Source organism: Ancylobacter sp. (assembly GCF_965279025.1).
Classification (GTDB): domain Bacteria; phylum Pseudomonadota; class Alphaproteobacteria; order Rhizobiales; family Xanthobacteraceae; genus Ancylobacter.
This window is the reverse complement of record NZ_OZ257132.1, coordinates 2325049-2340126: the sequence shown is the minus strand read 5'-3', so window position 1 is coordinate 2340126 and position 15078 is coordinate 2325049. Positions and strand designations below refer to the sequence as shown.

Sequence of the window (15078 nt, the reverse complement as noted above, 5' to 3'; positions counted from 1 at the left end):
GCGCGTGAGGAGCCTGGGTCCCGGCGTCTCTTTCCTCGCCCGCGGGACGACGGCGCCATCAAAAACCGGCAGCCAGCCGCCCAAGGGCCTCCCCATTCCGGGAGGCGCATTCCATGCGGGGCGGGTTCGGCGGAAATTGCGCTTTCCGCCGAACCCGCCCATGCTTTAAGAGAACGCCAACGGAATCATCGCCCAGCACGGAAAGCAATGTCCAGCGAAGAGAACGGGGTCCGGCTCCGTGGCAAACACCCCACGGAAGACCTCATTTATGACCGGCTGGTCGACGCGATCATCGACAAACATCTGCGCGCCGGTGAACACCTGAACGAGGTGAAGCTGGCCGACGCCTATGATGTGCCCCGCTCGCGCGTGCGCCGCGTGCTGGAACGTCTGCGAGACGAGGATGTCGTCGTCTTCCAGCTGAATCGGGGCGCCTTCATTTCCCGCCCGACGATCGAGGACGCGCACCACGTCTATGAGGCACGGCGCGAGCTTGAATGCATCGTGGTTCGCCTCGCCTGCCAGAGGGCGACGCCGGCCGATATCGAGCGGCTACGCCACCATCTGCGGCACGAGCGCGAGATGTTCGAGAAGCAGGACCCCAGCGTCAATCGCGTCGCCGCGCATTTCCACCACCTCGTGGCGGAGGTTGCCCGCAACCCGGTCTTCGAGAAGATGCTGGCGGTGCTGATCCGTCGCGGCGTGCTGATCCAATCGGTGTATGAACAAAAGACCGGCATCCTGTGCCTCACACATGAGCACGAACGGCTGGTCGACTTCATCGAGGCCAACCGGCCCGACGAGGCGGCCCACGAGATGACGCATCATTTCGAACATATCGTCGCCAGCCTCAACCTGTCGGAATCGCGCCGCCAGGAAGCCGACATCTACGAATTCCTGCGCGGCTGAGACATTCCCACGCCAACGCGCGTTTCCGGTGCATTTCCATGCATTGGAAAGGCTCCGGGCCCGGAGGTGATTGCGCGCGAGGTGGATCCGCCTCGCCCACCCGTCCCTCGGGGGCCGCGCCCTAGGGGCCACCCAGCGCTCACAAGGCCGGCGCCCAACCTCCGTGCGACACCGTTCCGCCCATTGCTCATGCCACCAAGGCACGAATTGGCACGCCCATTGCATTGCCTACAGTATTGCACGCAATAGTGCGGGCAATATGTGAGGCGCGCATGTCACTCTCTCCGCTCCCCGTCCCTGAACGCAACCTCGTCGGCTACGGCCCGCGCTTTCCGACAGGAACCTGGCCGAACGGCGCACGCCTCGCGATCAATGTGGTGATCAATTACGAGGAAGGATCGGAGCGCTCCTTCGCCATGGGCGATCCCGACCAAGAGCCGATGACGGAATGGGGGAGCTACGCCTTTCCCAAGGACATCCGTAACCTCGCCATGGAGTCGATGTACGAGTACGGCTCGCGTGTCGGCATCTGGCGCATCCTCGAGTCGCTTGCCGACGCGCGCATTCCCGCCACCTTCTTCGCCTGCGCGGTAGCCTTCGAGCAGAACCCCGACGTGGCGCGCGCCGCGCTCGCCGGCGGACACGAGATCTGCAGTCACGGCTATCGCTGGGAAGAAGTGTTCCGCCTAACTGAAGAGGAAGAGCGCGCGCATATCGCCCTCGCCATCCGCTCCTTCGAAGCCACCTGCGGCAAGCGGCCCGTGGGCTGGTACTGCCGGTACGGCGCCAGCGTGCGGACCCGTCGCCTGCTCACGGAGGAAGGCGGTTTCCTCTATGATTCCGACGCCTATAACGACGATGTGCCCTATTTCGTCAGCGTCGAGGGGCAGCGCCGGCTGGTGGTGCCCTACACCTGCGATGTCAACGACATCCGCTTCTGGAACTCGCCCGGCCTCGCGCAGGCGGAGGACTTCTACCTCTATATGCGCGAGAGCTTCGAGGTGCTCCACGCCGAAGCGGCGCGCGGCCCGCGTATGATGTCGATCGGCCTGCATCCCCGGATGATCGGGCGCCCCGGTCGCATCCGCTCGCTGAAGCGGTTCTTCGACCATGCGCGCCAGTATCACGACGTCTGGTTCGCCACGCGCGAGGAGATCGCGCGCGCCTGGCTCGAACGCGATGCCCAGACCGCCGGGGAGGTTGGCGATGCGTGAGATCTGCGCGCAGCCTCTCACGCCGGACGCCTTCGCCCCGTACGGCGATGTGGTGGCCATCGTGTCACGCACCGTCCTGCCGTGGAACGGCCGGCCCCAAGCGCGGGCCGTGCTGGAGGTCGTCGAAGCGCCTGAACCCACGGAGCCGGGCCGGCATGAGGTGCGCCTGATGGAGCGGCACCTGCATTCGACGCAGGCCTTCTTCCCGCTCGACGGCCTGCCCTACCTTATCGCCGTCGCGCCGGATGCACCCGACGGCGGGCCGGACCTCGCCGCGCTCACCGCCTTCGTGGTGCCGGGCGATACCGGCCTCCAGTACCGCACCGCCCTCTGGCATGTCCCGATCACAGTGCTCGGTGCATCGGGCCGCCTCGCCATGCATGTCCACAAGGACGGATCGGACGCGGATTGCGAGTTCCGCGACGTGCCCCCCGTCGGCATCCGGCTGGATGCCGTGCCTGCCTCCCCCTTCACCGCCTCCCCCTCCGACCTCTCCTGAGGAGACCCTGCCGATGCGCATGAACAGCCTGAGGTCCACGCTCTCCGCCGCCGCGCTCGCGCTGATGGCCATGAGCCCGTCCGCCCACGCGCAGAACGCCAGCGAGACGCTCATCGTCGCCGGCCCACGCACTCCGGAATCGCTCGACCAGGAATATCCCCCCACCGAGGCCGGCCACGAGGCCCGGCGCAACATCTTCGAGCGCCTCCTCGTCTACGCGATGAAGAACGACCCCAACGGCGCACTGGTGGAGGATTTCACCTCCATCCAGGGGGCGCTGGCCGAAAGCTATGAGATCGCGCCGGATAACCAGTCCATCACCTTTCACCTGCGCAAGGGGGTGAAGAGCGCGGCGGGCAACGAGATGACCGCCGACGACGTGATGTGGACCTTCGAGCGTGGCTGGAACATGAAGGCCACGTTCCACTGGTACATGACGCAGATCCTGAAGATCGAGAGCTTCGATTCCTTCCAGAAGATCGACGACTACACGGTCAAAGTGACGATCCCACACCCCTCGCTGCTGCTGGCGCGGCTGTGGATCAACAATGACCTCGGCATCATCGATTCGAAGGAAGCCAAGAAGCACATCACCAAGGAAGATCCCTGGGCGGCGCGCTTCCTGTCCACCGACTCGGCTTCCTTCGCACCCTATCACATCGCGAAATTCTCTCCCGGCCAGGAAGTCATCTACGAAGCCAATCCCTATTACTACCGGGGCGCCGCCAAGCTGAAGAAAGTGATCTTCCGCGAGATGCCGACCTCCTCGAACCGTCTGGCCGCCCTGCAGGCCGGCTCGATCGATGTCGCCGAATGGCTGACGCCGCGCGAGATCGCACTGGCCAAGAAGGTGCCGTCCATCAAGGTGTGGGAAGTGTTCGGCAATTACACGCACCGGCTTGAAATGAACAATGCCGTGGCGCCGTTCGACAAGGTCGAGGTGCGCCAGGCAATGAACTATCTCGTGCCGCGGCCGGACATCGAGACCAGCGTCTACATGGGCACCGCCCGGCCGACCAAGAGCCCGGTCTCGGAAATCTACCCCGCCTATACGGATGACGATTTCCCCTACAAGGACGACGTCGCCAAGGCCAAGGAACTGCTGGCCAAGGCCGGCTTCCCCAGCGGCTTCAAGACCGAGCTCGGCTACCGCACGGGCGAGCCGCTGGAAGAGCAGATGGCGGTGGTCCTGAAGACCGCGTTCGCCCGCGCCGGCGTCGAGGTGACGCTGCTCAAGCTGCCGGCTTCCAGCCTCGTGGAGCGCTACAGCAAGGGCACGATGCCGATGTTCTTCATCCGCGACATGGCGATCGTGCCGGACGCGGCCTACGTGACCAACCTGTTCATCAACAGCCAGTCGATGGTGAACTTCTCGCATTACAAGAACGCCGAGGTCGACGCCCTCATCAACAAGGCGCTCATCTCCACCGATCAGGCCTCGCGCGAAGAGGACATGAAGAAGGTGCAGAAGATCGTCGTGTCCGAAGCGCCCTGGGTGTTCCTGTTCAACCCCGGCTATCAGCTTGCGGTGGGCTCGAAGGTGAACGGCTTCTCCTGGTACACCCCCAACAGCAACGCCTGGTACGACTTCAGCAAGTGAGGGACGCAGGCCGGGGCCCATACCCCCGGCCTGCTTATTGCTCGCGTGACGGCGCGAGCGGACGCGCGGCCGGCCTCGGTACGGCGGCACCTTTCGCGGTGATTGTGGAGATGCAGACATGCTCCTCGGCCTGAGACGACGGTGGGAAAGCGTTCCCCGCGCTTTTCAGATCGTGCTGCCCCGGCTCGCACTGCTGGTGCCCCAGATGTTCGGCGTGCTGTTCGTCACCTTCTTCCTGATCCGCCTGCTGCCCGGCGATCCGGCCGTGCTGCTGCTCGGCAATATGGCGACACCGGAGGCGGTGGCGCAGCTGCGCGACCGCCTCGGGCTGAATGACAGTGTCTGGGTGCAGTTCATCACCTATTGCGGCAATGTCCTGCATGGCGATCTCGGCATCTCGATCTTCACCTCCAATCCGGTGACCGTCGATCTCCTGGAGCGCGCGCCGGCGACGCTTGAACTGATCACCTACGCCATGGTGCTGACGGTGATCATCGGCGTGACCGTCGCCGTCGCCTCGGTGGTGCGGCCCGGCGGGGCGGTCGATATGGGCGCTCGCGTCTATGGCCTGGCCGCCGGCGCTATTCCTGATTTCTGGATCGGTCTGATCCTGATCTATGTTTTCTTCTCGCTGCTCGGCTGGTCCGCAGCGCCGTTCGGGCGCATCGACGCGATGATGAGCGCGCCGCCTTACGTCACCGGCTTCTATACGGTCGACGCCCTGCTCGCCGGCGACTTCGCCGCGTTCACCTCGGCGGCCGGGCGCCTGGTCCTTCCCGTGCTGACCATCGCCATCGTCAATGCCGGGGCCCTGATGAAGATGACGCAGAGCATCTTCGCCGGGGTCTGGCGCTCCGATTTCGTGCGCCACGCCCGGGCCTGCGGCGTGCCCGAGCGCGTCATCATCCGCGCCGCCATGCGCAACAGCCTGCCGCCGATCATCACCATGATCGGCTTCCTGGTCGGCTTCCTGCTCGGCGCGGCCGTGCTCGTCGAGACGATCTTCTCCTGGGGGGGCCTTGGCCAATATGCCGTGCAGGCGGTGATGAACAGCGACTACCCCGCCCTTCAGGGCTTCGTCCTGGTCGCCGCCGCCTTCATTCTCGTCGTCTACCTCGTGGTGGACATTCTCTACGAACTCGCCGATCCGAGGATCAGGGTATGAAGCTGCCCCCCGCGCTGCGCCGCCCGGCGGCCGTGATCGGCCTGCTCCTGCTCGCGCTCCAGATCGTCATGATCGTGTTCGCGCCGGTGATCAGCCCCTATAGCCCGGTCGAGGCCGACGCCATCGCCTCGCTGCAGCCGCCTTCTGCGGCGCACTGGTTCGGAACCGACATCACCGGCATGGACGTGTTTTCACGGGTCATCTACGCGACGCGCATCAACCTGCTGATCAGCGTGGTGTCGGTCGCGGTCGCGTTTGCGGTCGGCGTGCCGCTCGGCCTGCTCATCGGCTTTTACCGCGGTGCGGCCTCGAGCCTCGCCATGCGGCTGTTCGACTTCATCCAGGCCTTTCCGATCTTCGTGCTTGGCATGGCGCTGGTCGCCGTGATGGGTCAGGAAATCTGGAACGTGGCGATCGTGCTGGCGATCCTGTTCATCCCGATCTTTGCCCGGCTGATCCGCGCCGAGGTACTGTCGCTGCGGGAACGGCCGTTCGTCGCTGCGGCGCGCTGCTCGGGGGCCACCGATCGGCACATCATGTTCCGCCATCTGCTGCCCAATGCGCTGATGCCGGCCATGGTGCAGGTCTCGATCTCGATCGGAATGGCGATCCTGCTCACCGCCGGCCTCTCCTTCATCGGTGCCGGCGTGCGCATGCCAACGCCGGAATGGGGGCTCATGGTCTCCACCGGCGCCCAGCAGATGATCCTCGGCGTCTGGTGGGTGTCCCTGTTTCCCGGGCTCGCCATCGTCGTCGCCGTGCTCTGCTTCGCCTTGCTCGGAGACGTCCTGCGCGATGCGCTCGATCCCACGCGCCAGCGCGCGCCGGCCCGCGTCACTCGCCAGCCGACCGATAGCGGAGAGACGCCATGATGCGCGAGACGGGGCGCACACCCGTGCTGCAGATCGATGGCCTCACCCTCGTCGCCGAGACGGCGGAGGGCGAGCGCGCACTGCTAGACGGGCTCGATCTCAAGCTGATGCCGAACGAGATTCTCGGCATTGTCGGCGAAACCGGTGCCGGCAAGTCGCTTCTCGCCCGCGCAATGATCGATCTGCTGCCGGCCGGCGTGCGCCGGGAGCGCGGCGAGGTGCTGATCGAGGGCCGGGTGCTCAGCCAGATGACCCCGGCGGAACGGCGCGCCCTGCGCGGAGGCGTTGTTTCGCTGATCGGCACCAACGCCAAGGCACTGCTCGATCCGGTCGAACGGGTCGGCGAGCAGCTTGTGCGCGTGCTGCGCAGCCACAGGCGGCTGTCGCGGCAGGCGGCCTGGGCGCAGGCGGTGCAGCTCCTCGCGGATGTCGGCATCGTGAATCCCGAGGAACGCGCCAAGGCCTATCCGCACGAGCTGTCGGGCGGCATGGCCCAGCGCGTGGTCATCGCCATGGCCCTGATCGCCGAGCCGAAGATCGTGCTCGCCGATGACGCGACGCTCGGCCTCGACGCCACCGTGTCGGTGCAGGTGCTCGACATGCTGGTGGAGCGCAGCCGGCGGATGGGCTGCTCGGTGGTGCTCATCACCCACGATCTTGGCATCGTCGCCCACTACTGCAACCGCGTCGCGGTGATGCGCGGCGGCCGGATCGAGGAGATGGCCCCCACCGCCACCTTCATCGCCGCCCCGCAGGAACAGTACAGCCGCGCGCTGCTCGACGCGGCCCGGGCGCGCCCGGTGCCCTCCCTGCGCGGCGTCGCAAGCGGCGGGGCGCCGCTGCTGGCGATCGAGAACCTGGTCAAGATCTTCCCCGGCAGCCGCCCCGGCGAACAGGTGCGGGCGGTCGACGGGGTCTCCTTCACCGTGCGGCGGGGCGAGACCCTCGCTTTGGTCGGCGAAAGCGGATCCGGCAAGACCACGATCGGCCAGTGCCTCGTCCGGCTGCTGCAGGCGACATCCGGGCGCATCCTGTTCGATGGCGACGACGTCACCCACTGGCCGGAAGCCCGCTTCCGCCCGCTGCGCCGGCGAATTCAGATGGTGTTCCAGGAGCCCTATGTGGCGCTCAACCCCCGCTGGCGGGTGCGCCAGCTGGTCGACGAACCGCTGGCGATGCTGGAGAAGCTCTCCTCCGCCGAGCGACTGAAGCGCGTGCACGACGTGCTCACGCTCGTCGACCTGCCGACGCGCACGGCGGAGCTGTTCCCGCATGAGCTGACCGCCGGCGAGCAGAAGCGGGTGGGCATTGCACGCGCGCTGGCCACCCGGCCGGACTTCGTCATTTTCGACGAGCCCACCACCGCGCTCGATATCCGGGTGCGGGCGCAGATCATCGATCTGGTGCGCGACCTGCAGAGCCGCATGCAGCTCTCCGCGCTTTTCATCACCCATGACCTGAACTCGGTGCGCTCGCTCGCCCATGACGTTGCCGTCATGAATCGCGGCCGGATTGTCGAGGCGGGCGCGATGGACGAGGTCTTCGCCCGGCCGAAGGACCCCTATACGCGCAAGCTTTTGTCCGCCGAGCTCGCCATCGAACAGGTGGCGCCGTCCCGTGAAGACCATCTGCAGGGAGTTCTGCGGTGAGCGACCGAACGTCCGAACCGACCATTCTCGTCACCGGCGCTTCCGGCCTCATCGGCCAGCGCGTGCTGGCGCGCCTCTCCGATGAGGGGCGACCGGCGCTCGGCATCGACATCGCCGTCAAGCCTGGCCAGCATCCCGTCACCATCGCCGACCTCGGCGACATCCACCGGCTTCACGCATTAGCGCGCACCGAGGGCGTCGGATCGATCATCCATTGTGGCGCGGTGTCCGGGCCGATGGTGATGATCGACAACCCCTATGGCATCGTTCAGGCCAATGTGGTCGGGACCGCCAACATGCTGGAACTGGCGCGGAGCTTCCGGATGCGCCGGCTCGTGTTCTGTTCCTCCACCAGCGCCTTCGGCCCGACGAGCGAACCGGAGACCGGCACGCCCGGGCTGGCGGAGGATGCGCCGCTCCGGCCCTCCAGCGTCTATGGCGCCACCAAGGTCGCCGCCGAGCAGTTGCTGGCCGGCTATCGCCAGCAGCATGGTCTCGATGCGGCGGCGATCCGGCTCTGCTGGGTCTATGGCCCCGGCCGCACCACGGACTGCGTGATCCGGACGCTGATCGAGGATGCACAGGCCGGCCGGCCGAGCCGGCTGCCGTTCGGGCGCGACTTCCCCCGCCAGTTCATCCATGTCGACGATGCGGTGGACGCGCTGTTGCGCGCCCACGACGCGCCGCTCTGCCCACAACCGGTCTACACCGCCACCGGCGGCAGCTTCCTGACCATCGGCGAAGTGGCGGAGGTGGTCGGACGCGTGCTGCCGGCTGCCGACATCGACGTGGCGCCGGGACCGGACCCGCTGGACGACTACCAACACCGTTTCGATACCACCGCCATCGCGCGGGATCTCGGCTTCGTGCCGCGCCACACGCTGGAGGACGGCGTGCGCGCCTACGCCGCGTGGCTGGCGGAACGTCGCGCCTGACGGCGCTTTCCTAGGAGAGTGATCATGACCAGTTTCAGCCTCGCCGGCCGCACCGCGCTGGTGACCGGCGGCAGCCGCGGAATCGGCGCGGCCATCGTCGAGCTATTCCTCGCTCATGGCGCGCGTGTAGGCTACTGCCAGTTCGGCGACGATGCCAATGCCGCCGCGCTGTCGGCCCGCCTCGCTGCCGCAGGGCATGACGTCGTCCACACCGTCTGCGACGTTGCCGACGAACCCTCGGTCGATGCCCTGGCGCGCTGGAGTGCCGACGCCCTCGGCCCGGTGGACATATTGGTGAACTGCGCCGGCATCGGCGGCGACCTTGCGTTCGAGGACATCACCACCGCGGCCTTCGACCGCATGATCGGCGTGCATCTTCGCGGCACCTTCATGGTGACCCAGCGCTTCTATCCGGCCATGGCGGCAAGCGGCTGGGGCCGGATCATCAACTTCTCCTCGCAGCTCGCCTATAAGGGCGCGCCGGGCCTCGCGCATTACTGCGCCGCCAAGGCCGGCATTGTCGGCTTTACCCGGGCGCTCGCCTATGAAGCCGCCCCGAAGGGCGTGACGGTCAATTCGATCGCTCCGGGACCGATCGAGACCGACATGCTGATGGGAATGACCGATGCCTGGCGGGCCATGAAGCAGGCGCAGCTGCCCATGGGCCGCTTCGGCCAGGTCGACGAGATCGCTCCGACGGCGCTCCTGCTGGCGTCCGACGCCGGCGGCTATTATTGCGGCCAGTCGCTCTCCCCCAATGGCGGCGACGTGATGGTCTGACATCCGCGACCGGAGAGTGCACCCATGTTCGACCTCGTCATCCGCAACGGCACCATTGCCACGGCATCCGACATGTTCGCCGCCGATATCGGCATCCGCGACGGCCGTATCGTCCAAATCGGCGAGAGCCTGCCGGACGGCACCCGCACCCTCGACGCGACGGGGCGCTACGTCTTGCCGGGCGGCATCGACAGCCACGTCCACATGGCTCAGCCCGCGGGCGAAGGCATCCGCATGGCGGACGGCTTCGAGAGCGGCACCCGCTCCGCCCTGTTCGGCGGCAATACCTGCGTGCTTCCCTTCTGCCTCCAGCAGAAGGGACAGTCGCTGCGCGAGGCGGTGACCGACTATCACGCCCTGGCGGAGGGCCAGTGCTACACGGACGTCTCGTTCCACATGATCGTCTCCGATCCGACGCCGTCGGTCCTGGGGCAGGAACTGCCGGCGCTGGTCTCTGATGGCTACACGTCCTTCAAGGTGTTCATGACCTATGAGGGACTCCGGCTGAATGACGCCGAAATCCTTGCCACCATGGATGTCGCGCGGCGGACCGGAGCGCTGGTGCTGGTGCATTGCGAGAACGAGGACGCCATCCGCTACCTCATCGGCCAGCATGAAGAGGCCGGCGATGTCGCTCCCCGCGCCCATGCCCGCACCCGGCCAGTGGTGGTCGAGCGCGAGGCGACCCATCGCGCGCTGTCGCTGGCCGAGGTGGTCGACGTGCCGGTGGTGATCGTCCACGTCTCCAATGGCGCGGCGGCCGAGGAGATCCGCACGGCCCGCGCCCGCGGCCGCAAGGTGGTGGGCGAGACCTGCCCGCAATATCTCATGCTGACCGCCGACGACCTCGACCGCAGCAACTGGGAGGGCGCGAAATTCGTCTGCTCGCCGCCTCCGCGCGACAAAAAGGAACAGGAAGCCTGCTGGCGCGGCATCGAGCAGGGCGTGTTCGACCTGTTCTCCTCCGACCACTGCCCGTTCCTGTTCGACGACCCCGCTGGCAAGCTCAATGCGCGCGGACGCACAAGCTTTCGGCATATCCCCAACGGCATTCCCGGCGTCGAGACCCGGCTGCCGATCCTGTTTTCCGAAGGCTTCATGAAGGGGCGGATCGACCTGCCCCGCTTCGTCGCCCTCACCTCGACCAACCATGCGCGGCTCTACGGGCTGGAGCGCAAGGGACGGATCGCGGTTGGAATGGATGCCGACATTGCGATCTGGGATCCGCAGGTACGGCGCACGATCCGCCATGCCGATCTTCACGATGGCTCAGACTACAGTCCCTATGAAGGCCTTGAGGTGCAGGGATGGCCGATGACCGTCATTCTCGGGGGAACCGTCATGGTGCATGAGGGTGCGCTGGTCGGGTCCAAGGGCCAGGGACGTCATCGTACCCGCGCGCGCTCGCCCCTTGTCGGGTGACGACCCTGCATCGCCCGACCGAATCGCCGAGATGCTCCGTCCCCGAATGCCGGGGCTTGGCTGACGGACGAATTGCTCCGGCGGTTCCGCGCTGACGGAGCCTTGACCCGCCAGCGGCGCGGGTCCGCTGCGCGGGTGCGAACAACATCCGCAAAGCTGCCTTCGCAAACAGCCGCGCGAGGGCGGGGAGAACTGCGCGCGCCCCGGTTCCCAATACCGGAGGCTGGCACCGGATGTCGCGGCGGCGCAATGCACGCCTGTGCCGAGGAGGCCACCCGTGCCGGGACGGGCCGCCTCCTGGCGGCCTCCTGACCACAACCACCGCAACTGCGAGAGAAGGTGCGCCTTGTTCGCGGCACCGCACAATGCTTGGGCGCGCTCGCATTTTCATCATTGACGCCCTCGATGTCTGATGGCCTTATGGTCAGACCGCGAGGGCGTTATGGAATTTCAGCTCATTCTCAAAGAGACGTCGGCCCAGCAGGCCGCCAGCCAGATCCTCTCGATGATCCGACACGGCGTGTGGAAGCCCGGCGACCAGTTGCCGGCCGAGCGGGAATTGCTTGCCAAGCTCGGCGTCGGCCGTTCCACGGTCCGCGAGGCGCTGCAAATCCTGTCCACGCTCAATGTCGTCCAGGCCATTCCCGGCCAGGGCACCTTCATCAAGGCGCCCCGCAGCGACGAGATCTTCCGTCCCGACCTGATGGCATTCCTCGTCAACGACGCTGCCATCCTCGACCTCATCGAATCCCGCGAGATGCTGGAGCCGCGGACCGCCGCGCTTGCCTGCATCCGGGCGACCGATGACGAATTGCTCGCGATCGACCGCCTTCTGGAGGATCACCGCATGGCGATGGAGGCCGGGCGCTCGGTGAAGGAGCATGCGCGGCTGTTTCACGTCATGCTGGCCGACGCGTCGCATAACTCGGTCGCGGCCAATTTCATCCGCTCGATTCTCGATCTGCTGCAAGACCGGCGGCGGTCCGACATGCCGATCGAGCTGCTGCGCACCGAACTCGGCGACCACCGGGAAATCCTCGACCTCGTCCGCGCCCGGAACGCGCAGGGCGCGGCCGACCGGATCGTCCAGCACATTGTCCAGTCAGCGGTCATCGACCTTTCCGGCACGGAGCTGCCCGACGCCGGTACCCGCCGACACGCTTGAGCCTTCCCCTCGCCCCGGAGACCGCCATGCCGACGATCAACGATCGCCTCTCCATCAAAAGACGCCCGGTGACATACGGACTCGTTGCCCTGGCCATGTCCGCCCTGTCGCTTGGCCTTGCCGTTCCGGCCCAGGCCGAGGAAAAGCCGGTCAACGTCACCTTCATCATCTACACGGCAGCGGGCGATCCGTTCTGGCAGCCGGTGATCAAGGGCGCGCAGGAAGCCGCCGCCGACCGCAACGTCTCGCTCGACATCCAGTATGCCGACAGTGACCCGGTCAAGCAGAACAACCTGATGGAGACCGCCATCGCCAACAAGGTCGACGGCATTGCGGTCGTGAACTGGCTGCCTGGCGCCTTCACCGACAATATCGGCAAGGCGCGCGATGCCGGCATCGGTGTCGTCACCTTCGACACCAATGACCCCAACCCCGACGCGACCAAGAGCCAGGCCTATGTTGGCCAGGACTTCTTCGCGTCCGGCCAGCGCATCGCCCGCAAGATGATCGAGGCGGCGGGTCTCAAGGCCGGCGACAACGTCGTCGCACCGGTGGAAGACCCCGACGCATTCTATGGCACGGAGCGCTATCGCGGCATCAAGCAGGTGCTCGACGCGGCCGGCATCACGTCAGAGCGCCTCGATGCCACGCCGACCATGGCGACGGCTTTGACGCGCCTGTCGCAATATCTGGTCGGCAACAGCAAGACCAAGGCGGTGATCGGGCTCGGCAGCGTGGTGACCGAGGTCGCGCCGCAGGCGGTGGCCGAGGCCGGGCTGTCCATCGCGGTCGGCGGCTTCGACCTGAGCCCTGGCATCATCGACAGCATCATCGCCGGCAAGATGGTCGCGACGGTGGATTCCGGCGCTTATTATGAGGGCTACATGCCGGTGGTCATGCTCGCCTATTTCGACCGCTACGGTATCCCGCCGGCCTCGATCCCGATCGGCGGCACCATCATCGATGCCTCCAACGCCAAGACGGTGAAGGAATTCACCGGCACCTATCGCTGATGACCAGCTCCGGCGGTGCGCCCCGTCCCCAACCGGCACGCCTCTCCTTCCCTATCCCGGACACAAAGCGATGACGGCAAATGTGGCGGTGGATACCGCCGGAGTTCCCACGAGCAGCCGCACGCGCCGCTGGCAGCGCGTGCTGCGCGAGCCGATCGCCAGCATCTGCCTGCTGTTCATCGCGCTGCAGCTGATCTGCATCGCCGCCGGCCTGCTGTTTCCCGACGATTTCCGCTATTTGTCGGCCTCCAACATCGGCCTGCTGCAGCGCGCCATTCCGATCATCGGCATCGTTGCCCTCGGCGTCGGCCTGCTGATGATCACCGGCGAGTATGACCTCTCGGTCGGCTCGGTCTACACGCTCGCGGGTTATTGCATGGCGCTGCTCTACGGCGCCGGCGTACCGCCGCTCGCCGCGCTCTTCGCCACGATGCTGCTCGGCGTCGCCATCGGCGTTGCCAACGGTCTGGTCACCGTGAAGACCGCGATCCCCTCCTTCATCGCGACCATGGGGTCGATGCTGGTCGTCCGTGGCCTGGTGCGCTGGCTTTCGGAGGCGGGCGCAGTGTCGTTCCGGCCCGACCCGGCCTTCGCGCGTGTCTTCACCGGCTCGGTTTTCGGCATCGAGGCGCCGTTCCTCTGGTTTCTGCTTCTCGCCGGCCTGTCTGCGCTGCTGCTTCACCGCAGCAAGCTCGGCAACCACATGGTGCTGGTCGGGGGGAGCGAGAAGACCGCGCGCGCCGTGGGCATCGACACGCACAAGGTGAAGATCGCCGCCTTCGCGCTGTCGGGTCTGGCGGCGGCCCTCGCCGGCATTCTCTCGGTCACCCGCGTCGGCACGGCGACGCCGGCGCAAGGCCTCGGCATGGAACTGCGCGCCATCGCGGTCTGCGTCATTGGCGGACTGTTCCTGTCCGGCGGACGCGGCACGGTGCTCGGCATCGTGGTCGGCGCCTGCCTTCTCTACATGGTGGAAGACGTTCTGCTGCTGCTGCGGGCGCCGGGCTTCTATCTCGACGTCTTCGTCGGCGCGATCCTCGTCATCGCCGTCATCGCCAATACCTCCCTGGCACGCAGGAGCGCGCGATGAGCGGTGCAAAGGCCACTCCCGACGCCCTGCCCCTTCTGCAGCTGGAGGGCATCAGCAAGTCCTACGGCCATCTCCAGGCCCTCAGCGGCGCCGATTTTTCCATTGGGCGCAACGAGGTGGTCGGTCTGCTCGGCGACAATGGCGCGGGCAAATCCACCCTGGTCAAGATCATGTCCGGCGTGGAGTTTCCCAGCAGCGGGCGCATCCTGCGCGACGGGCAGGAAGTGACGATCCGCTCGCGCAAGGATTCCGAGCGGCTCGGCATCGAGACGATCTACCAGGATTCTGCGCTGGTGGGATCGGCCTCGATCATGCGCAATTTCTTCGCCGGCCGCGAGCGCACCAGGGCGCTGGGCCTGCTCGACATGAAGGCGATGAACGCCATCGTCATGGACCAGCTTCTGAACACCGTGCGCATCGCCGGCATCGACTCGCCGGATATACTGGTCGAGACACTGTCCGGCGGGCAGCGCCAGGCGGTGGCGATCGCCCGCGCGGTCTATTTCAAGACCGCGATGCTGCTGCTCGACGAGCCGACCAGCGCGCTCTCGGTACGCGAGACCGACAAGCTGCTGTCCCATCTCGGGGAACTGAAGGCGGAGGGCGTCTCGGCCGTCTTCATCACCCACAATCTCTACCACGCCTATGAAAGCTGCGACCGTTTCGTGGTGCTGGCGCGTGGGCGCGTCATCCACAGCCTCGCGCGGCACGAGACCAGCGTGCGCGAGCTGAACGATATTATCGTCAAGCATTGAGAGTACGATT

At 66.4% G+C, this 15078-nt stretch carries 14 protein-coding genes; all 14 read left to right on the top strand.

Annotated features, from left to right (window positions below):
* Positions 1-207: 207 nt before the first annotated feature.
* On the top strand, positions 208-909 hold the full coding sequence (locus tag ACQY76_RS10775) for a GntR family transcriptional regulator (RefSeq protein ID WP_428032864.1): 702 nt from the start codon (positions 208-210) through the stop codon (positions 907-909).
* A 272-nt stretch (positions 910-1181) separates the two neighbouring features.
* On the top strand, positions 1182-2123 hold the full coding sequence (locus tag ACQY76_RS10770) for an allantoinase PuuE (RefSeq protein WP_428032863.1): 942 nt from the start codon (positions 1182-1184) through the stop codon (positions 2121-2123).
* Positions 2116-2622, top strand: coding sequence for an ureidoglycolate lyase (locus ACQY76_RS10765; protein WP_428032862.1), 507 nt, complete (start codon positions 2116-2118; stop codon positions 2620-2622). Before ACQY76_RS10770 ends, ACQY76_RS10765 begins: the two co-directional genes overlap by 8 nt.
* 19 nt (positions 2623-2641) lie before the next feature.
* Positions 2642-4222, top strand: coding sequence for an ABC transporter substrate-binding protein (locus tag ACQY76_RS10760; protein WP_428032861.1), 1581 nt, complete (start codon positions 2642-2644; stop codon positions 4220-4222).
* A 118-nt stretch (positions 4223-4340) separates the two neighbouring features.
* Entirely contained in the window at positions 4341-5387 is a 1047-nt protein-coding gene (locus ACQY76_RS10755) for an ABC transporter permease (RefSeq protein ID WP_428032860.1), read from the top strand.
* Entirely contained in the window at positions 5384-6259 is an 876-nt protein-coding gene (locus ACQY76_RS10750; RefSeq protein WP_428032859.1) for an ABC transporter permease, read from the top strand. The genes ACQY76_RS10755 and ACQY76_RS10750 overlap by 4 nt, the downstream gene beginning before the upstream one ends.
* A complete protein-coding gene (locus ACQY76_RS10745; RefSeq protein ID WP_428032858.1) occupies positions 6256-7908 on the top strand; it encodes an ATP-binding cassette domain-containing protein in 1653 nt (550 codons plus the stop codon). Before ACQY76_RS10750 ends, ACQY76_RS10745 begins: the two co-directional genes overlap by 4 nt.
* Entirely contained in the window at positions 7905-8843 is a 939-nt protein-coding gene (locus ACQY76_RS10740; protein WP_428032857.1) for an NAD-dependent epimerase/dehydratase family protein, read from the top strand. Before ACQY76_RS10745 ends, ACQY76_RS10740 begins: the two co-directional genes overlap by 4 nt.
* A gap of 24 nt (positions 8844-8867) precedes the next feature.
* A complete protein-coding gene (locus ACQY76_RS10735) occupies positions 8868-9623 on the top strand; it encodes an SDR family NAD(P)-dependent oxidoreductase (RefSeq protein ID WP_428032856.1) in 756 nt (251 codons plus the stop codon).
* 24 nt (positions 9624-9647) lie between these two features.
* On the top strand, positions 9648-11045 hold the full coding sequence (hydA, locus tag ACQY76_RS10730) for a dihydropyrimidinase (RefSeq protein WP_428032855.1): 1398 nt from the start codon (positions 9648-9650) through the stop codon (positions 11043-11045).
* A 442-nt stretch (positions 11046-11487) separates the two neighbouring features.
* Positions 11488-12210: a FadR/GntR family transcriptional regulator gene (locus tag ACQY76_RS10725; RefSeq protein WP_428032854.1), complete on the top strand. Its 723-nt coding sequence runs from the start codon at positions 11488-11490 to the stop codon at positions 12208-12210.
* Between the two features lie 26 nt (positions 12211-12236).
* Positions 12237-13223, top strand: coding sequence for a substrate-binding domain-containing protein (locus ACQY76_RS10720; RefSeq protein ID WP_428032853.1), 987 nt, complete (start codon positions 12237-12239; stop codon positions 13221-13223).
* A gap of 70 nt (positions 13224-13293) precedes the next feature.
* The gene (locus ACQY76_RS10715; protein WP_428032852.1) at positions 13294-14313 is read left to right on the top strand and encodes an ABC transporter permease; all 1020 of its coding nucleotides are present in this window, start codon (positions 13294-13296) and stop codon (positions 14311-14313) included.
* Positions 14310-15068 carry an ATP-binding cassette domain-containing protein gene (locus tag ACQY76_RS10710; protein WP_428032851.1) on the top strand — a complete coding sequence of 253 codons (759 nt, stop codon included), beginning with the start codon at positions 14310-14312 and terminating at the stop codon, positions 15066-15068. Before ACQY76_RS10715 ends, ACQY76_RS10710 begins: the two co-directional genes overlap by 4 nt.
* Positions 15069-15078: the final 10 nt, after the last annotated feature.

Coding starts and splice junctions, on each gene's coding strand:
- ACQY76_RS10775 (WP_428032864.1), top strand. CDS start 208: ATGTCCAGCGAAGAGAACGGGGTCCGGCTCCGTGGCAAACACCCCACG.
- ACQY76_RS10770 (WP_428032863.1), top strand. CDS start 1,182: ATGTCACTCTCTCCGCTCCCCGTCCCTGAACGCAACCTCGTCGGCTAC.
- ACQY76_RS10765 (WP_428032862.1), top strand. CDS start 2,116: ATGCGTGAGATCTGCGCGCAGCCTCTCACGCCGGACGCCTTCGCCCCG.
- ACQY76_RS10760 (WP_428032861.1), top strand. CDS start 2,642: ATGAACAGCCTGAGGTCCACGCTCTCCGCCGCCGCGCTCGCGCTGATG.
- ACQY76_RS10755 (WP_428032860.1), top strand. CDS start 4,341: ATGCTCCTCGGCCTGAGACGACGGTGGGAAAGCGTTCCCCGCGCTTTT.
- ACQY76_RS10750 (WP_428032859.1), top strand. CDS start 5,384: ATGAAGCTGCCCCCCGCGCTGCGCCGCCCGGCGGCCGTGATCGGCCTG.
- ACQY76_RS10745 (WP_428032858.1), top strand. CDS start 6,256: ATGATGCGCGAGACGGGGCGCACACCCGTGCTGCAGATCGATGGCCTC.
- ACQY76_RS10735 (WP_428032856.1), top strand. CDS start 8,868: ATGACCAGTTTCAGCCTCGCCGGCCGCACCGCGCTGGTGACCGGCGGC.
- hydA (WP_428032855.1), top strand. CDS start 9,648: ATGTTCGACCTCGTCATCCGCAACGGCACCATTGCCACGGCATCCGAC.
- ACQY76_RS10725 (WP_428032854.1), top strand. CDS start 11,488: ATGGAATTTCAGCTCATTCTCAAAGAGACGTCGGCCCAGCAGGCCGCC.
- ACQY76_RS10720 (WP_428032853.1), top strand. CDS start 12,237: ATGCCGACGATCAACGATCGCCTCTCCATCAAAAGACGCCCGGTGACA.
- ACQY76_RS10715 (WP_428032852.1), top strand. CDS start 13,294: ATGACGGCAAATGTGGCGGTGGATACCGCCGGAGTTCCCACGAGCAGC.
- ACQY76_RS10710 (WP_428032851.1), top strand. CDS start 14,310: ATGAGCGGTGCAAAGGCCACTCCCGACGCCCTGCCCCTTCTGCAGCTG.